The sequence below is a fragment of the Arthrobacter sp. UYCu723 genome (genome assembly GCF_054059215.1).
The window spans coordinates 272,880-290,287 of record NZ_JBSSBW010000004.1 but is presented as its reverse complement, the minus strand read 5'-3'; the positions used below and the strand labels follow the sequence as shown (position 1 = coordinate 290,287).

The 17,408-nt window shown below is 62.3% G+C and carries 16 protein-coding genes; 9 read left to right on the top strand and 7 right to left on the bottom strand.

Annotation, left to right across the window (positions count from 1 at the left end):
- The 3 genes from ACVWZ8_RS25185 to ACVWZ8_RS25175 all read left to right on the top strand — a co-directional run.
- Positions 1 to 1,302 (top strand): DNA methyltransferase (locus ACVWZ8_RS25185; protein ID WP_456506502.1); only part of this gene is annotated, 1,302 nt, incomplete at its 5' end.
- Positions 1,299 to 3,893, top strand: a complete 2,595-nt coding sequence (locus ACVWZ8_RS25180; protein WP_456506501.1) for a DEAD/DEAH box helicase — start codon at positions 1,299 to 1,301, stop codon at positions 3,891 to 3,893. The genes ACVWZ8_RS25185 and ACVWZ8_RS25180, both read left to right, overlap by 4 nt.
- A gap of 193 nt (positions 3,894 to 4,086) precedes the next feature.
- Positions 4,087 to 4,605 carry a hypothetical protein gene (locus tag ACVWZ8_RS25175; RefSeq protein WP_354184332.1) on the top strand — a complete coding sequence of 173 codons (519 nt, stop codon included), beginning with the start codon at positions 4,087 to 4,089 and terminating at the stop codon, positions 4,603 to 4,605.
- Here ACVWZ8_RS25175 and ACVWZ8_RS25170 read toward each other — a convergent pair.
- From ACVWZ8_RS25170 to ACVWZ8_RS25140, 7 genes are all read right to left on the bottom strand, one after another.
- Positions 4,593 to 4,883, bottom strand: a complete 291-nt coding sequence (locus ACVWZ8_RS25170; protein WP_354184333.1) for a hypothetical protein — start codon at positions 4,881 to 4,883, stop codon at positions 4,593 to 4,595. The genes ACVWZ8_RS25175 and ACVWZ8_RS25170 overlap by 13 nt on opposite strands.
- A 41-nt stretch (positions 4,884 to 4,924) precedes the next feature.
- Positions 4,925 to 5,089, bottom strand: coding sequence for a hypothetical protein (locus tag ACVWZ8_RS25165; RefSeq protein ID WP_354184334.1), 165 nt, complete (start codon positions 5,087 to 5,089; stop codon positions 4,925 to 4,927).
- Between the two features lie 73 nt (positions 5,090 to 5,162).
- Positions 5,163 to 5,315, bottom strand: coding sequence for a hypothetical protein (locus ACVWZ8_RS25160; protein WP_354184335.1), 153 nt, complete (start codon positions 5,313 to 5,315; stop codon positions 5,163 to 5,165).
- A gap of 368 nt (positions 5,316 to 5,683) precedes the next feature.
- Complete coding sequence (locus ACVWZ8_RS25155; protein WP_456506500.1) at positions 5,684 to 6,982, bottom strand: Y-family DNA polymerase; 1,299 nt, start codon at positions 6,980 to 6,982, stop codon at positions 5,684 to 5,686.
- A complete protein-coding gene (locus ACVWZ8_RS25150; RefSeq protein ID WP_456506499.1) occupies positions 6,975 to 7,316 on the bottom strand; it encodes a LexA family protein in 342 nt (113 codons plus the stop codon). The genes ACVWZ8_RS25155 and ACVWZ8_RS25150 overlap by 8 nt, the downstream gene beginning before the upstream one ends.
- 480 nt (positions 7,317 to 7,796) lie before the next feature.
- Complete coding sequence (gene xylB, locus ACVWZ8_RS25145; RefSeq protein ID WP_456506498.1) at positions 7,797 to 9,197, bottom strand: xylulokinase; 1,401 nt, start codon at positions 9,195 to 9,197, stop codon at positions 7,797 to 7,799.
- 2 nt (positions 9,198 to 9,199) lie between these two features.
- A complete protein-coding gene (locus tag ACVWZ8_RS25140) occupies positions 9,200 to 10,144 on the bottom strand; it encodes a sugar-binding transcriptional regulator (protein WP_456506497.1) in 945 nt (314 codons plus the stop codon).
- A gap of 361 nt (positions 10,145 to 10,505) precedes the next feature.
- Here ACVWZ8_RS25140 and ACVWZ8_RS25135 point away from each other — a divergent pair, with 361 nt between their 5' ends.
- The 6 genes from ACVWZ8_RS25135 to ACVWZ8_RS25110 all read left to right on the top strand — a co-directional run bounded on the left by ACVWZ8_RS25135 (position 10,506) and on the right by ACVWZ8_RS25110 (position 17,246).
- Positions 10,506 to 11,858, top strand: coding sequence for an ABC transporter substrate-binding protein (locus tag ACVWZ8_RS25135; protein WP_456506496.1), 1,353 nt, complete (start codon positions 10,506 to 10,508; stop codon positions 11,856 to 11,858).
- Between the two features lie 65 nt (positions 11,859 to 11,923).
- Positions 11,924 to 12,892 (top strand): carbohydrate ABC transporter permease, encoded by a 969-nt coding sequence (locus ACVWZ8_RS25130; protein WP_456506495.1) that lies wholly within the window; start codon positions 11,924 to 11,926, stop codon positions 12,890 to 12,892.
- Complete coding sequence (locus tag ACVWZ8_RS25125; protein ID WP_456506494.1) at positions 12,889 to 13,827, top strand: carbohydrate ABC transporter permease; 939 nt, start codon at positions 12,889 to 12,891, stop codon at positions 13,825 to 13,827. The genes ACVWZ8_RS25130 and ACVWZ8_RS25125 overlap by 4 nt, the downstream gene beginning before the upstream one ends.
- A gap of 38 nt (positions 13,828 to 13,865) precedes the next feature.
- Positions 13,866 to 14,927, top strand: coding sequence for an NAD(P)-dependent alcohol dehydrogenase (locus tag ACVWZ8_RS25120; RefSeq protein ID WP_456506493.1), 1,062 nt, complete (start codon positions 13,866 to 13,868; stop codon positions 14,925 to 14,927).
- Positions 14,927 to 15,583, top strand: a complete 657-nt coding sequence (locus ACVWZ8_RS25115) for a nucleoside/nucleotide kinase family protein (RefSeq protein ID WP_456506492.1) — start codon at positions 14,927 to 14,929, stop codon at positions 15,581 to 15,583. Before ACVWZ8_RS25120 ends, ACVWZ8_RS25115 begins: the two co-directional genes overlap by 1 nt.
- Positions 15,584 to 15,767: 184 nt before the next feature.
- The gene (locus tag ACVWZ8_RS25110) at positions 15,768 to 17,246 is read left to right on the top strand and encodes a mannitol dehydrogenase family protein (RefSeq protein ID WP_456506491.1); all 1,479 of its coding nucleotides are present in this window, start codon (positions 15,768 to 15,770) and stop codon (positions 17,244 to 17,246) included.
- The last annotated feature ends 162 nt before the right edge of the window (positions 17,247 to 17,408 follow it).

The following is a 17,408-nucleotide window of genomic DNA, read 5'->3' as shown; positions in this document are numbered from 1 at the left end:
GTTTGGCAGGGCGGCCGCAAGAACGATTCGCGCTATATTTCCAACGGCGCGGACTACATGCTTGTTTATGCCAAAAGCGAGCTCTCGTTGACTGAGGCGGGCGTGCGTTGGCGTGAGAAAAAAGTCGGCGTTGACGAAGCTCTGACAAAGGCTGCGGAGATCTGGGGCCGAAACAAAGGTGAACCCGAATCTGCAAATATCGAGTGGAAAGCTTGGCTCAAGGGGCAGAAAAGTTCTGGCGCTTCGACTGATGCGGTTAACCGATACGACCGCCTAGAGCCATTGACTGGTCGACCAATACACACTTACGGGGATCTGACTTGGCCAGGCGGCGGCGGGGGAGATTACGAAGTAAAGCATCCAACGACGCTAAAACCAGTAAAAATGCCAGTACGTGGGTGGATCTATCGGGATCCTTCTCGTATGCAGGAGGAAATAGATAAGGGCCGGGTCTTCTTCGGTCCGGATGAATCTATGATTCCTCGCGGTATTAGATTTCTGGATGAAATGGACAGCCAAGTCGCGATGTCGGTCTTCGCATATGAGAGGAAGGCCACCAACGGTCATCTGCGCGATATTTTTGGTGAGAAGCGATTTCCCAACCCAAAGGATTTCAATGTTCTCATGCGTTGGATCCGTCTTGCGGCACCCAAAGATGCCGTGATCCTGGACTTTTTCGGTGGAAGTGGCACGACTACTGAGGCAGTTATCCGGTTGAACGCCGAGGACCAAGGTACGCGGCAGTGCATCCTGGTCACCAACAACGAACTGTCAGCCAAAGACGACGCTGCGCTGCGCAAGGCTGGACATCAGCCAGGCTCCGCCGAGTACGAGGCCCAGGGCGTGTTCCACCACGTCACCAAGCCGCGCGTCGAGACAGTCATTACAGGTGTGCGCCAAGACGGCTCTACCTACTCTGATGGTCTGCCAGCCAACGTGGAGTTCCTAGAGCTCGCCTATCTTGAGGAGAGCCGTGTCCACGCAGCTCTGGAGTACGAACGCCTCGCGCCATTGTTCTGGCTGAAGTCCGGCGCAGTGGGCACCGTGGTGCAACGCACCGAGGATTCAGCCTATGAGTGGAACGAAGAGTCCTCGATGGCTGTGCTGTTCAATGCCGGTAAAGCAGCCGAATTAGCTGCACTCTTGGCTACCAAACCGAACCGGGTCAAGCACGTCTTCATCATTACTGACTCCACCGAACAAGGCGACCTGGCGGGAGAGGCGTTCAGCGACGAGATCACCGTTGAGCCCATCTATGGCTCCTATCTTGACGCCTTCCAGATCAACCGGAGCGATTCGTGAAATTCACCCTTGCCGACTACCAGGCCGACGTTGTTGAGGAAACTCTCAACGAAATCAGCATTGCCACCCAACGGCTCCGCTCCAACAGTGAGCGCAAGACCGCGATCGGTATCAGTGCTCCGACCGGCGCGGGTAAGACCGTGATTGCCTCGGCCGTCCTGGAGGGATTGTTCTTCGGAACGGAGGACTCTGATCCCCGGCCGGAAACCACCGTCCTGTGGCTGACCGACGACGGGGAACTCAACGAGCAGTCCCGCAAGAAGATCCGGGCGTCCTCGGACCGGATCAACATGAACATGCTCCGGACCGTCGAAGCTGACTTCGACCAGGCTGAGTTCGACCCCGGACTCGTCTATTTCCTGAACGTCCAAAAGCTCGGGACCGGCGCTACGCGCCATATCCAGACCGGTGACGGGCGCCGGTATTCATTGTGGGAAACCATCGGGAACACCATCAAGCAACGCGGAAGCGGCTTCATAGTCTTGGTCGATGAGGCCCACCGGGGAGCCACGGACCGGAGCCGGCCGACGATTCTGCGCCGAATTCTCGACGGGTCGACCATCGAGGTGCCAGGTGGCAATGACACTTTCCGCACGATCGTGAACCCGCCGGCGCCCATCGTGATTGGGCTTTCGGCAACGCCGGCGAAATTTGAACAGGCCATGCGTGGTGCCTCCGGTCGCTCGCTGGTGCAGGTCGTAGCCGATGTCCAAAAGGTGCGTGCCTCCGGGCTCATCAAGGAGCGCATCAACGTCAACTACGCTGTGGACGACCAGCCCAGCGATGACACTCTGATTCGTCAGGCGGTAGCTGACCTGGACCGTTCCGACCGACAATGGCAGGACTGGGCCCGTGCCACCGGCGCTTCGTCCTATCCGGTGCCGCTCCTGGCCATTCAGGTCCCGGACCTTACGTCGCCCGCCAAGATCGGCGAGATCGTCCAGACACTCACAGATGCCTCGGACGCCTTTGACGACGCCGACTCTGTGGCCCACGCGTTTGGTGTACATGCCCCTATCACGACGACCACCTGGCTGAGTGGGGTGGAGATGCCTCGCGTGGTCCAGTACATTGCTCCGACCTCGATCTCGCAGTCAGGGAACCTGCGTGCCGTGATCTTTATGCAGGCACTGACCACAGGCTGGGACTGCCCCCGGGCCGAGGTCATGGTGTCCCTGCGCACCGCGCAAGAGCACACGCAGATCGCCCAGCTCATCGGGCGGATGGTCCGCAACCCCTTGGCCAAGAAAATCGAAGAGCCCGAATTCGACGACCTGAACGCAGTGGATCTGTACCTTCCGCACTTCAACAAGGTTGAAGTGGCACAGGTCGTGAAATCCTTCATGGATTCGGCAGACATCGAGGTTCCGGTGCAGTTGAATCCCAAGCGGATGACGCGAAACCCGGATGTGCCAGCAGCCGTCTGGGATGCCATCGGTGGGCTGACTCGGGAGCAGAAGCCGGTACGCCGGTTCAACTCGAACGTGAATCGCCTGGTGCGACTGGGCACCCTGCTGGACAATTCCGACTTCGAGCACCCCGGAGGGTCTTCCTACACCCAGGAATCACGCAACGTCGTCGTGGAGACTCTTGCCTCGGTGTACAGCCAGAACAGGGTGGCCATAGACAAAGTTGCTGATTCACTGCTCGAAGTGAGCTTTGAAATGGCCACCTTCGACCAGTACAGCGGTGCCAATACCGGGACCATTTCACGCACAGCTGCTACCAGCCAGAAGAATCTGCGCCAGCTTCTCGAAGAAGCCAAACGACGGCTGCCCGACGCCGCCGCAGCCTGGTACAGCACCTCCTTGGTCATTGCCGGGGAACTGGCGTGGGATGAAGTGGTCGTCCGGACGGTTGCCCTGGCACGGTCCGCCGAGGCCAGGGAAGCGCTGGAAGTCCAGTGCGGCGCACGCGTGGAATCCTGGCGACGCAACACGGCCGGCTCGGTGGCACGCCTAAAGCCGACGCAACGCCATGAATTTGAAACCATTTTCGCCCCCATCGGTTCGGCACTGACCAGCAACCTCGGTATGCCCGAGACGATCTCCCAGAAAACGGAGATCTTGAACAAGGACGCCGGCCTTGTCGAGGAGCTGCCGTTGTATGCGGGGCACCTCTACGCGTTGCCCGAAACCAAGCTGTTCCCCGACACATTTACGAGTTGGGAGGAGAGTGTCATTGAAGCCGAGCAATCCTCTGACACGCTGCTGGCCTGGTACCGGAATCCTGTGGGCGGCAGCCAGGCGCTTTCGGTGCACTACCTGGATTCTGAGGTATCCAAGAACCTCTACCCGGACTTCCTGTTCTTCCACGATGACGGTGATGACGGGGTAGCCATCGACATGGTGGACCCCCACAACCACTCTTTGGCGGACACTGCACCCAAATGGGCGGCGTTGGCTCGGTATGTCCGGGAGCACGACGAGGATTTCCGCCGAGCTGCGATCGTCATCAAGGACGCTGGGGGCGTACTGCTGGCGATCCAGCTCTCCGGTCAAACCGACGACAGCCTGGAGAAGAAGTTGGCCGGGGCAACATCCAAGGAAGCCATCGAGCAGCTATTCCGTGAGCTTGGCGGGGTCTATTAGTAGAGGATTCCGTTCCAGGCTGGTTTGCTGGCGGTCATGCGAGTCCAGTCACGCCTGGTTGGCCGTCACCGGCTTCAGCCCACTTGTGGGCACGAGGCGGGCCGCGTGTGCAAAACCGGCCAGATTGGGGTCATTTTTCTGACCTGAATCCGCTACGGCTTAAGGACGCAACCGAGGAATAGGCTTAAAAGCAATGAATACAGAGCCAGCAGTGTCGGAAATACAAGGGCACCGTGCTTACGTCGGCATGACCTCCGAGGGAGAAGCCGCTGTAGGCCGCATCGCTATCTGGGCCGCGAGCGTGGAACAGAACCTTGTGCACCTGTGTGCCCGGTTAATCAACATCGACGACCACGAAATCGGCTACGCCGTGACTGCAAACATGAGTGCGTCAGCGGTGATCGACCTTGTAAGGAAATTGGTCACTGACTCAACGACAACCAGCGATAAGGACAGAGCCGAAGTCCTGGCAATGCTCACGGAAGCGAGAGCAGCCCTAGTGCAACGTAATAGGATCCTGCATGCGAGCGTGGGAGAAATCATGATGGAAGGTAAATCGGTCTTCTACCGCCGGCGAAAAAAGGGGCCCGTGACGGTTGGGGAGAACTCGGCCTGGGAGTCCACTTTGCATGGAATAGAAGAGCTTGATGAGATCGGCGCACGGCTTTTCAATGTGTCGGAGGACCTCTGGGCGTCTGTTCATATGCCGTGACAGGCGTAGAAGCCCTCCAAGGCTTCGACTGCCGCGGCGTCGAGAAGTTCGGCGGCGTCGGCCCCGGTGGTCCGGGCCTGGTCGTCCAGGGATTTGAAGCTGACCCGGGCGAGGGTGATGGCCACCAATTCGAGGTACGCGGTGCCGTTGCGTTGTCCGAGATCGTCTAGGTAGTGACGCATGCGCCCTTCCAAGGCTCCGGGGCCTTCGGATTCGTCGGCCGCGAGCCGCGTCAGCGTGAGGTCGGCGAGGTGCGGGTTGTCGTAGATGAGTCCCATGGGCCAACGCTACGCACCCCATTGATCCCGTCAAGGGCCCGCTAGCGCCAGCGGTAGGATTCCAGCGCCCGGAGCAGGGGAGCGGGGTTGGTCTTGAGGTGATCAACGGGCCGGGTCCCTGCCAGGTCCCTGGACGGGGTGAGCATCCAGACGGTGAAGTAGTTGTGCGGGATCTTTAGTTCCATCGCGTGCCGGAACAGGGACACGACCGCGGGGTGGAGCTGTCCGTCGGGGAGGAACTGGAAGCCCGGGCAGTACGTGCCCTCGCCGATGATCTGTTTACCGGACGAGCTGCCACATCACCGGCTCCGGGTCTTCCATGAGTTCGGCGAGCCGGCGCCGGACCTGCTCCAAGGAAGGCAGGGCGAACTCGGCCCTGACGGACTCCCAGACCTCGTCCGGCACGGGCCTGCCGATGATGGGCGGGGCCATCAGTTGCCTTCGTCGATGGACTCGAGCAACCACGCCGTGGCGAGGGGCTGTCGGCGCAGGGTGAAGGTCCGCAGCGGGCCTTTGGAGCCGGGGATCTGTGCCTGGACGCGCCAGTATTCGACGCTGACCAGGTCCCCGCTGCCTTTGGCGGCGGTGGACCGGGTGTCCCACCAGGCGTCGCGTCCGTACCAGTGCTGGGTGTCGGTGGCGGGATCAACGATCCAGAGCTGTCCGTCGTGACGGATGGCCAGCGGTGTGCCGGCGGGATCGGTGCGGACCTGCAGGTCGTGAGATCGGGCGGGGGGCTTCAGGGGTGATCGTCATCAGTTCGTTCTTCCGGTGGTGCTGTTATGCAGGTGGGGCGGGGTTTAGGCGGCTTTGACGAGGGGGAGTTCGTCCCAGTGGGTGGTGTAGCGGGGGGAGAGCATGTCCCGTTTCATGGTCCAGTCCGGCCCGCCGCGGATCCCGCCGTACCCCAGGCCGATGGAACCCCGGCCGTACTTTTTGGTGACGTCTTCGAGGAGGGTTCCGACGCGGCGTTCCTCGTGCGGGTTCTCAAACAGGGCCAGCGGCGCCTGGTTGCCGGTGGGCCGCAGGTCGGTGACCATGATCCCGGCCCGGGCGTACCGGATGCCTTCGTTGATGAGGGGCAGGAGTGCATGGGCGGCTTTGGTCAGGATCACCGGGTCCGCGGTGGGCATCGGCAGCGGTACGCAGACGGAGGGGTAGGAGGTGTCGTGCACGTTGAAGTGTGAGGTGCCGGCGAACGCGGTCAGGACTTTGGCCTGCAGGTCGTGTTTGGCCAGCCGGGCGGAGGCCTGCTGCCCGTACACACTCATGACCTGCCGGATCCCGGCGGCGGTGGTGATGGGTGTGGCGAAGGAGCGGGAGAAGATCAGCTGGTCCCTCCCGATCCGTTCCTCCTCCATCGGGATGCAGGGGGTGCCCTGGAGTTCCAGGACGGTGCGCATCATGACCACGGAGAACCGGTCCCGGATCCTGACCGGATCCGCCCGGGACAGGTCAAGGATCGAAAAGATGCCCATCACGTTCAGCCGTTTGGTCAGGCGCGTGGCGACGCCCCAGATCTCGATGACCGAGAGCCGGCCCAGGAGCCCTTCGCGTTCAGGCAAGGGGATGGAGTCCCAGTGGCAGACCCCGCCGAAGCCGGGGTTGTTCTTCGCCCATTTGTTGGCCAGCTTCGCCAACGTCTTCGTGGTGGCGATCCCGACGCAGACGGGGACACCGACGTTCCGCCGCACAGTGGTCTTCATGGCCCGGCCGAGGGTGAGGAGTTCGTCCGGGGTGCCTTTGACGCCGAGGAAGGCCTCGTCGATGCTGTAGACCTCCAGCCAGGCCGAGTACCGGCCCAGTAGCTCCATGACCCGGGCGCTGATGTCCCCGTAGAGCTCGTAGTTGCTGGACAGCGCCACGAGGCCCCATTCCTTGGCCCGTGGGGCGAGTTTGAACCACGGCTCACCCATGGCGATGCCAAGGGCTTTCGCCTCGGGGGAGCGCGTAACGGCGCAGCCATCATTGTTGGACAAAACGATGACGGGCCGGCCTTCCAGGGACGGGTCGAACGCCCGCTCCGCGGAGGCGTAGAAGCAGTTCACATCCACGTGCGCGATCTGCGGCATACGCCGCATCAGGGCCGGCTTAGACATGGTGAAGGCACCTGGTGGCGACGCCCCAGATGACCAGGTCTGACAGGGCCGGTACCTGGATGTCCGGATACGCAGGGTTCTCCGCCTGCAGCACGACACCGGTGGCCGTGATCCGCAGCCGCTTGACGGTGAGTTCCCCGTCCAGGACCGCGACGACCACGCATCCGTCCCGTGGCTGCAGGGCCCGGTTAACGATCAGTTCGTCGCCGTCACTGATGCCGGCGCCTTCCATCGAGTCCCCGGACACGCGCACCACGTAGGTGCTGGTGATGTCTTTGATGATTCTCTGTAGAAATGGCCTGTTCTGCCCGGTTTGTCGTTGAGATGCCGCCAAAGGGTCCAGTAATCGTTCAGCTGTTCCGATTGAGGGTGGCGGCATGAGTCGCCCGCCCCGCGCGTCCGTTTGGGGAACCCCTTGCGGGCGCGGGTGCGACACTAAGTGATCACAGAACGCCGCCACATAGCCTCTGAACGAGCGCTCCGGCCACTTACCGCTGACCGAACAACGCCATTTAGCGCTGTGATTCACACTCCTTGGCGAGCAGCTCGCCGCGCGCACCGCCATTCTCGATAGGGCCCGTTCTTGAAATCCTTCGTTTGTGCGAACGATGACCGCTCGCGGTCCTGTCGGGTGTGGGGCCTGAGCGAGAGCGACCGGGGCATCCCCGGACACACCCGCCACTGACGCAGCTCGAAGGTCCGCAGCGCCGAGTCGATCCGGGGCGAATTATCTGCCTTCCAGTTGTGTTAGTGCAGGTCAGTGTCGAATATTACTGGACGGCACGTTACCCACGACCATGGCCTGCGACTCGCTTCAGACTCCATAGACGTTTTTGCGGGCGTCGATGTAGCGTCCCCGCACCTCGGCGCCCCAGTCGCCTTCGGGTTCGTAGGCAGCTTCAACGCTTCGCTTCCAGTCGGGAAGGCTCCCGGAGGCTGCCCATGCCGCTTGCTTCGCAGCCCCTAGCGCCGCGTATTCTTTCGTTGCGGGGACTTCGACGGGCACGCCAAAAATACTGGCTGCAGCCCGGCGCAGGGCTGTGGACTTCGAACCTCCTCCGATCAGCAGTACCCTGTCCGGTGTTACGCCGGACTTTTTTAGAATGTCGATGGCGTCGGCCAGTGAATTGAGTACTCCCAGCACTGAGGCGCGGGCGAGGTTCTCCGGGGTCATGTTGCTTCTGCTCAGTCCGGTCAGGGACCCGGTCGCATGCGGAAGGTTGGGGCTCCGCTCCCCGTCGAGATACGGAAGGAATGTAAGCGCTCCTGCTTCCGGGTCGGCGGCCAGCGCTAGAGAATCCAGTGTCGGCAGATCGACGCCAAGCATCGAGGCGGTGGCTGCCATGACCCTGGCGGAATTGAGCATAGCCAGCAAGGGCAAATGATTGCCGGTGGCGTCCGCGAAACCGGCGACTGCCCCGCTGGTGTCGTGGAGAGCGGAAGGCATCGTGGTGAAAACCGTCCCGGATGTGCCGATCGATACTACGATTTCACCGGCCTGAACGCCCAGCCCCAGTGCTGCTGCGGCGTTGTCCCCGGCCCCGGCCCCGAGCGCGGCGCCGTCAATGCCCCACCCGTTTTTCACGTTTCCGGCAGGCTCGTCCGAGGGTACGACGCGAGGAAGCTGAGGAGCGCGTCCGAAGAAGCGTTCCAGCAAGTCGGTGCGGTAGCTGTTGGTTACGGCGGAAAAGTAGCCGGTGCCCGAGGCATCGCTTCGGTCGGTAGTGAATTCACCGGCAAGAGCACCGTTCAGCCAGTCATGAGGAAGCACAACTTGAGCGACACAGTTCGCCGCTTCCGGTTCGTTGCGGGCCAGCCATGCCAGTTTGGTGATGGTGAATGAAGCAACCGGGACAAGGTTGACGGCTTCGACCCATCCCTCGGGGCCGAGTTCATCCCGGAGGCGCGCTGCGTCCGCTGCACTGCGGGTGTCGTTCCACAGCAGGGCGTCGTACACGGGTGTTCGGGAGCTGTCGAGTGCGACCATTCCATGCTGCTGTGCGGCGATACTTACGGCGGAGACAGAACCTCCCAGGCGGTCTGCGCCGGCTGCCTGCCACGCGTCGCGCAGTGCTGATGTCCAGACCTCCGGGTTCACCGATGTACGGTCGGGGTGGGCTGCCGTTGCCGAAGAAATGACCTCTCCGCTTTGCGCGTCCACAGTGAGAACTTTGCAGGACTGCGTGGAGGAATCCACTCCGATGACAATACTCATGGCTACTTCTCCTTATAGTTCAGGTCATTCAGGGCTTTGGCCAGAGGCTCATCAACTATCAAGGTAGTGACGAAACCGGCCCTGGCCACGGCGCGCACGGCTTCTACGCGCGCTTCCCCCTGGGCAATCGCAATCACCCGCGGGGTCCGCTGAAGCTGCTTGATGGTGACAGCTATGATCCGCTCGTCCAGCCCGGAATCGACCGGAGTCCCAACCGAGTTCAGCAGCCGACCTGAACATTCCGCAACAGCACCGGCCAGCACCCCGTCCTTGCGCGTCTCAGGATCAGCCCGTTCCCAGACAGTGGAGCAACCGGGCTTCCAGGCACCGATTGCCACCACAGCTAGGTCCAGGGAATCCGCCTTGGCCAGTGCGCCGGCAATCTCCGGCTGACGCAGCAGACCCGATGCCGTCGACGGATCCTCAACCACCAGAGGCGACCACAGCGGCCAGGTCAGCCCGCCGCTCAAATGTCCCAGGCGCTGGATGAGTTCCAGCGGATTGCTGTCCGCTGCGGCCGGCAGAGCTCCTGCCAGCTGGACTATGTCACAGTGGGGAAGCTCTCGGACAAGCCGGGAGGCAACGTCCAAGGTGCGGGACCAGGAGATACCCAGGGTTCCTCCGGACGGTGCCTGGCGGGAAATTTCTTCCGCCGCTGCCTTTCCCAAGAGCGCGCGGGCCTGGATTTCTTCATGTGCTGTGTCTACGACGATGATGCGGCCAATGTTCAGGGAGGCCTCGATCCCTCCCACTTCCGCGCTGGAGAGGCGCGACGGAAAGTGAACCTTGATTTCAACGATCCCGCTCTCGCGGGCCTCAGTCAGCAGCCGTGCGACTTGGAACCGCGTGATGTCGTAGCGCGCAGCAATTTCAACCTTGGGCCGGTTTTCCAGGTAGTACTCCGTGCCGATGCGCGCCAGAAGCTCCTCATGAGATTGTGCGGTCACATCATTCTCTTTTCCACCGTTAACTTTTGAGCTCAGCTCTTGCTCAAATGAGTATATATGACTAGAGTCACTTAACACATGAGCGACACCGATTGCTCAGATGTGCAAGCTGTCTTTTCAACTCGGGCAGGGATGCCCCCAACACATCTGGGTCCAAGAGTCCATACAGAAGCCTGCAGACGATTAAGAAAGCGTTAGCGGGTGGTGAGTGCGTGTGTGCGATGGACGAGCCCGGTATGAACTTCGGGGTCTTCTTTGCCCAGTTGAAGTCGCTCGGGTCGGCACCAATGCCTGCGCCGAAACGCCTGAAGCCGCAGACGCACAGCGGTATCCCTAACCTGATAAGAACAAAGGAGTCCTAATGCGACCCAAGTCCCGTTTAGCCGCAGTCGCGGCTGGCACGATTACTTTTGCCCTGGCCCTGTCCGCATGCTCCGGTGCCGGTGGTGGAAGCACTGCCGGTGGTCAGGACAGCATCAATGTCCTGATGGTGAACAACCCTCAGATGGAGGATCTACAGAGGCTCACTGCGGATAACTTCACGAAGGACACCGGCATCAAGGTGAACTACACCGTGCTGCCGGAGAATGATGTCCGGGCGAAGATCAGCCAGGAGTTTTCCAGCCAGGCGGGCCAGTACGATGTTGCGTCGTTGTCCAACTACGAGATTCCGTTCTACTCGGCGAACGGCTGGCTCGCTCCGCTTGACGACACGGTTGCCAAGGACCCGGAGTTCAACCAGGATGACATCCTTCCCGCTTACACGGCCTCGTTGACGGGCAAGGACGGCAAGCTCTACGGCGAGCCGTTCTATGGTGAGTCTTCCTTCCTGATGTACCGCAAGGACATCCTGGAGGCCAAGGGCGTGACCATGCCGGAGAAGCCGACCTGGGACCAGGTGGCCGATATTGCAGCCCAGGCCGATGGTGCGGAGCCTGGGATGAAGGGCATCTGCCTGCGCGGCCAGCCGGGCTGGGGCCAGCTCTTCGCGCCGCTGACCACCGTGGTGAACACCTTCGGCGGGACCTGGTTCGACAAGGACTGGAACGCCCAGGTCAACTCCCCGGAATTCGTTGAAGCCACCAAGTTCTACGTGGACCTGGTCCGCAAGCACGGTGAAGCCGGTGCTGCCCAGGCCGGGTTCACCGAGTGCCTGAACAACATGAGCCAGAGCAAGGTGGCCATGTGGTACGACGCGACGTCGGCAGCCGGCTCGTTGGAAGCGGACGCGTCCCCGGTAAAGGGCAAGATCGGTTACGCCCAGGCGCCGGTGAAGGAGACGGACTCCTCGGGTTGGCTGTGGACCTGGTCCTGGGGTGTGCAGGCGGCCTCGAAGAAGCAGGATGCGGCGGGCAAGTTCATTGCCTGGGCCAGTTCGCAGAAATACGAGGAACTGGTGGCTTCCAAGTTCGGCTGGGCGAAGGTTCCGTCCGGGAAGCGCATTTCCACCTACGAGAACGCCGAGTTCCAGAAGTCTGCGCCGTTCTTCAAGGCAGAACGGTCCGCGATCGAGAACGCGGACCCGAAGAACCCGGGAGTGCAGGAACGGCCTGCGATCGGTGTTCAGTTCGTGGGTATTCCAGAGTTCGCGGACCTGGGCACCACTGTCTCGCAGGGCGTGAGCTCGGCCATCGCCGGGCAGGGCTCTGTGGAGGACGCACTGGCCAAGGGCCAGGAAGCGGCCCAGAAAATCGGCGACAAGTACAAGAAATAGCCACCAATCCACCACTGGTTCTGTGGCCCGCCTGAGGGCGGGCCACAGAACCGCAGGAGAACATCATGACTACCGCAACAGCGCGCGTCGCCAGTCCGGGACATGGCGCCCCCAAACCTTCCAAAGAGGCCAGGGCGCGTGAACGCGCCCTGGCCTGGGCACGGCGTGCACCGCTGCTGCCGGCCCTGATCTTCCTCATCATCGTCACCCAGCTTCCGTTCGTGGTGACCCTGATGATCTCGTTCCTGAACTGGAACAGCCTCCGCCCGGATGAGACCGGCTTCGCCGGGTTCAGCAACTACATCGAGGTCTTGACCAACGCAGACCTGCGCCAGGCGATCTTCACCACCATCGTTTTGACGGTTTCGGTGGTCCTGGCCAGCCTGCTCATCGGACTGGGCCTGGCACTGCTGCTGGATAAGAAGTTCATCGGCCGCGGGCTGGCCCGGACCCTGCTGATCGCCCCGTTCCTGGTGGTGCCCGTGGCCGCTGCGCTGATCTGGAAGCACGCCCTGCTGAACCCGACGTACGGCCTGATCAACGGCACCCTGACCTGGCTCTGGTCCCTGTTCGGCAGCGACACCGCGCCGCAGCCGGACCTCCTGTCGCAGGCACCGCTGATGGCCGTGATCGTCTCCCTGGTCTGGCAGTGGACCCCATTCATGATGCTCATCCTCCTCGCCGGCCTGCAGTCCCGGCCGATGGACACCGTGGAAGCTGCCCAGATGGACGGAGCCAGCCCGTGGGCTATCTTCCGGCACCTGACCCTGCCGCACCTGCGCCAATACCTGGAACTCGGCGGGCTGCTCGGAGCGATCTACATCGTGCAGAACTTCGACGCCGTCTTCACCCTCACCTCCGGCGGCCTGGGCACGGCCAACCTGCCCTACGCCATCTACCAGACCTTCTACTTCGCCAACGAATACGGCCTGGCATCGGCCACCGGCGTCATAGTGGTCATCGGAACGATCATCGTGGCCACCTTCGCGCTCCGCACCGTTTTCTCGCTCTTCAAGAAGGAGGCAGCACGATGAGCACCCTCACTCCTGCCGCACCCCGCAATACACCCCCAGGCCCCACCGCCCTGAACACCGGATCCGGCCGGCGCGGGTTTGGCAGGTCCGGCCGCGGCAAGTCCCGGATGGACCCCACCCGGAACAACACTGCCGCCGGCATCGCAGCCTGGCTGCTGGCCGTGCTCTTCGCAACACCGGTCCTGTGGATGATCCTGACCTCCTTCCACTCCGAAACCGACGCCGCCACCAACCCGCCCTCCATCGCCGCGAACCTGACCCTGGACGCCTACCAGGAGTTCTTCGGCGCCAGCTCCGGGGTGAGCCCCTGGCCGCCGCTGATCAACTCCGCCACCGCCTCAGTCCTGTCCACGGTCCTGGTGCTGCTCCTGGCCATCCCGGCCGCCTACGCGCTGTCGATCCGGCCGGTGAAGAAGTGGACCGACGTGATGTTCTTCTTCCTCTCGACGAAGATGATGCCCGTAGTCGCTGCGATCCTCCCGCTGTTCCTCTTCGCCAAGACGGTGGGCGCGCTGGACAACATCTGGTTCCTGATCCTGATGTACACCTCAATGAACCTGCCCATCGCGGTGTGGATGATGCGGTCCTTCCTCGCCGAAGTGCCGGTGGAAATGCTTGAAGCCTCCCAAATCGACGGAGCCGGCCTCCTCCTGACACTCCGCGCAGTAGTCGCCCCCGTCGCAATGCCCGGCATCGCCGCCACCGCCCTGATCTGCTTCATCTTCAGCTGGAACGAACTGCTCCTGGCCCGGGTCCTCACCGGCGTCATGGCCGGAACGGCCCCGGTCTTCCTGACCGGGTTCGTCTCCAGCCAGGGCCTGTTCCTGGCCAAGGTCTGCGCCGCCGCCGTCATCATCTCCCTCCCGGTGCTTGCTGCGGGATTTGCGGCCCAGGACAAGCTCGTCCAGGGCCTCTCACTCGGCGCCGTCAAGTAACCGGTCATTTCCCCTTCGATTCTTAGAGGATTACTTCGATGACAACATCAACCGCACAGTCCCGCACGCTCGGGCAGCCGGAGCTGCCGGCCACCATGCGCGCCTCCGTGCTGAAGCGCCAGGGCGACATGGCCATGGAAACCTTGGCCGTCCCGCAACTGGAGGCCGACCAGGTCCTGGTGCAGGTCGCCGCCGTAGGCGTCTGCGGCAGCGACGTCCACTACTACGAACACGGCCGGATCGGCGACTACGTGGTGGACCACCCGCTGATTCTTGGCCATGAACTCTCCGGCCGGATCGCCGCCGTCGGAAGCGCCGTTGACCCTGCCCGCATCGGCAAGCGCGTCGCCGTCGAACCCCAGCGCCCGTGCCGCAAATGCAGGCAGTGCAAGGCCGGCCGCTACAACCTGTGCCCCGTCATCGAGTTCTACGCCACCCCTCCGATCGACGGCGCGTTCGCCGAATACGTCAGCATCCAGGGCGACTTCGCCTACGACATTCCGGACAGCGTCAGCGACGAGGCAGCGGCGCTGATCGAACCGCTGTCCGTTGGACTGTGGGCCTGCGAGCGTGCAGAGATCAAGCCCGGCAGCCGGGTCCTGATCGCCGGTGCCGGACCGATCGGCATCATCGCTGCCCAGGCCGCCCGGGCGTTCGGCGCCACCGAAATCCACATCACGGACATTGCCGAGGACCGGCTCGCCTTCGCACTGGAACACGGCGCCACCCACGCGCTCAACGCCAAGACCGACAGTGTGGAAGGGCTCGACGTCGATGCGTTCATTGACGCTTCCGGCGCACCCCAGGCTGTCCGTTCAGGAATCAAAGCCGTCGGCCCGGCTGGGAGGGTCATCCTCGTCGGTTTGGGGGCGGACGACGTCGAACTCCCCGTCTCTTTCATCCAGAACCGGGAAATCTGGCTCTCCGGCGTCTTCCGCTACACCAACACCTGGCCGCTGGCGATCCAACTGATCGCCGACGGAAAGGTGGACCTGGACATCCTCGTCACCGGCAAGTTCACCCTCGCCGAGTCCGAAGACGCGCTCAAAGCCGGAAAACAGCCCGGGCAGCTCAAAGCCGTCGTCTACCCGGGCCGCTGATGGACTTCCCTGACATCAGTCTGCTGCGGACTCAGTCACAGGAAGTGGACCGGGCCGTGGCGGATCTTCGACTTCGCCTCGGCGACGGGAACAGAATGCTGCTCGGAATCGTGGGAGCCCCCGGATCGGGCAAGTCGACATTCTCCGCGTGCCTCCGGGATCATCTCGGAGCCGGTTCCGCCGTGGTGGTGCCGATGGACGGATTCCATCTGGGCAACGCGATCATTGACGGCACACCACTCAAGCAGCGCAAAGGCGCCATAGAAACATTCGATGTCGGCGGTTACCTCTCGCTGTTGCAACGGCTTGCGCGACGGGATGAGGACGTGGTCTATGCTCCCGATTTCCGCCGCTCCATCGACGAACCTGTGTCAGCGTCAATTGAGGTTCCTGCAGCCGTGCCGCTCGTCATCACCGAGGGTAACTACCTCCTCGCGGAGCTGCCCCGGTGGCAGGAGGTCCGGGCGCAGCTGGACGAGGTGTGGTTCCTGGAAACTCCCAGGGAACTGCGCCTGTCCCGGCTGGTGGACCGGCACGTCGTCTTCGGTAAGAGCCGTCCCTCAGCAGAATCATGGGTGGCTGGATCCGACGAAGCCAACGCCCGGCTGATCGACGCAACCCGCCACGCAGCAGACCGAATCATCCCCTGGTTCTAACCGCAGTACAGGCAAGGAGGCAGCGGATGCGTCCAGGCGAGAAGCCCCTCAGCAGGGCATTCAGCCGAACACGGTATGCGCGGCTTCAACGCGGACGCCCTCAACACGCTGGCTGCCTATGCGAACAGGACCGCGGCTGTCCAGCGCCGAATCGATCTCCCAAAAACTCTGAAAGGTTAAACACATGCTCCCACTCACCAGCTCAACTCTCCCCGAGCTTCCAGCTGCCTTGGGCAAACCGTCTTATGACCGCTCCACGTTGACGGCGGGAATCGTCCATTTCGGCGTCGGAGGCTTCCACCGCGCACACCAGGCCATGTATTTGGACCGTCTGATGAACGCCGGCCGCGCACTAGACTGGGCGATTTGCGGCGTCGGTGTCCTTCCCGGCGACGCCCGCATGAAGCAGGTAATGGACAGCCAGGACTGCCTCTATACGCTAGTGGTGAAGAACCCGGACGGCACACGGGAAGGCCGCGTGATCGGCTCGATCATCGAATACCTTTTCGCCCCCGATGACCCCGAGGCTGTCATCGAAAAGATGGCCTCCGAGGCCGTCCGGGTTGTCTCACTCACGGTGACGGAGGGCGGATACAACTTCCACCACGTCACCGGGGATTTCAATGCAGAGAACCCGGACGTCATCCACGATCTCCAGCCCGGAGCCGTACCGCGGACAACCTTCGGGCTGGTCACCGAGGCCCTCGCCCGGCGTCGCGAGCGAGGTCTGGAGCCTTTCACCGTGATGTCCTGCGACAACATCCAGGGAAACGGGGACGTCGCCCGCAAGATGTTCACCGCATATGCGGCGCTCAGGAATGCGGAGTTGGGGACATGGGTCGAAGAGAACGTCCCGTTCCCCAACAGCATGGTCGACCGGATCACCCCGGTGACCACCGATGAGGACCGCAGAGCCATCGTCGAACACTTCGGCGTGGACGATGGCTGGCCGGTGGTATGCGAGCCTTTCGAACAATGGGTTCTGGAGGACCACTTCAGCATGGGCCGCCCGCCCTTCGAGGACGTCGGAGTCCAGCTGGTACATGATGTGGAACCGTATGAGCTCATGAAACTTCGCCTTCTCAATGCGAGCCACCAGGGCATGTGCTATTTCGGCTACCTCGCCGGCTACCGCTACGCGCATGAAGTCTGCCAGGACCCGCTGTTCGCAAAGTTCCTGCTCGACTACATGGACAAGGAAGCAACCCCGACCCTGCAGGCGGTGCCCGGCATCGACCTCGACAGCTACAAGAACACTCTCATCGAGCGTTTCTCAAACGAGTATGTCCGCGACACCCTGGCCCGCTTGTGCGCCGAGAGCTCGGACCGTATTCCAAAGTGGCTCCTGCCGGTAATCCGTATAAACCTGGCAAATGGCGGAGAGATTCACCGCTCTGCAGCCATCGTTGCCAGCTGGGCGCGGTACGACGAAGGTACCGACGAGCAGGGCAACACTATTGAGGTCGTAGACCGGCTCAGAGACTCCCTCATGGCTGCCGCCGCACGGCAGCACCAGGACCCGCTTTCCTTTATCGCGAACCGTGAAGTCTTCGGCGACCTGATCGATGATGAAAGGTTTGTGATGGCCTACTCTGACGCCCTGGCCAGCCTCCATGAACACGGTGCCACAGACACACTTCGATCCTTAAAGCCAGGGCTCTAAACTGCACCAGACGTCTCTCCAGATGCGTGACGCGGCGGCAGAGTTTGAATGGGCCCGCGACCTGTACCGCAGCACAGGTCACCGGGACCACCTTGCCCGCGCCTGCCAACAGGCCCTGGACAGGGCCTGTTGGCAGGCGCCGTCCCCTGACCGGCCCACCCG

Excerpts from the sequence above, each read along its gene's own strand:
- ACVWZ8_RS25120 (WP_456506493.1), top strand. The coding sequence starts at position 13,866 with ATGACAACATCAACCGCACAGTCCCGCACGCTCGGGCAGCCGGAGCTG.
- ACVWZ8_RS25115 (WP_456506492.1), top strand. The coding sequence starts at position 14,927 with ATGGACTTCCCTGACATCAGTCTGCTGCGGACTCAGTCACAGGAAGTG.
- ACVWZ8_RS25125 (WP_456506494.1), top strand. The coding sequence starts at position 12,889 with ATGAGCACCCTCACTCCTGCCGCACCCCGCAATACACCCCCAGGCCCC.
- ACVWZ8_RS25170 (WP_354184333.1), bottom strand. The coding sequence starts at position 4,883 with ATGGGACTCATCTACGACAACCCGCACCTCGCCGACCTCACGCTGACG.
- ACVWZ8_RS25135 (WP_456506496.1), top strand. The coding sequence starts at position 10,506 with ATGCGACCCAAGTCCCGTTTAGCCGCAGTCGCGGCTGGCACGATTACT.
- ACVWZ8_RS25130 (WP_456506495.1), top strand. The coding sequence starts at position 11,924 with ATGACTACCGCAACAGCGCGCGTCGCCAGTCCGGGACATGGCGCCCCC.
- ACVWZ8_RS25175 (WP_354184332.1), top strand. The coding sequence starts at position 4,087 with ATGAATACAGAGCCAGCAGTGTCGGAAATACAAGGGCACCGTGCTTAC.
- xylB (WP_456506498.1), bottom strand. The coding sequence starts at position 9,197 with ATGAGTATTGTCATCGGAGTGGATTCCTCCACGCAGTCCTGCAAAGTT.
- ACVWZ8_RS25110 (WP_456506491.1), top strand. The coding sequence starts at position 15,768 with ATGCTCCCACTCACCAGCTCAACTCTCCCCGAGCTTCCAGCTGCCTTG.
- ACVWZ8_RS25155 (WP_456506500.1), bottom strand. The coding sequence starts at position 6,982 with ATGTCTAAGCCGGCCCTGATGCGGCGTATGCCGCAGATCGCGCACGTG.
- ACVWZ8_RS25160 (WP_354184335.1), bottom strand. The coding sequence starts at position 5,315 with ATGGCCCCGCCCATCATCGGCAGGCCCGTGCCGGACGAGGTCTGGGAG.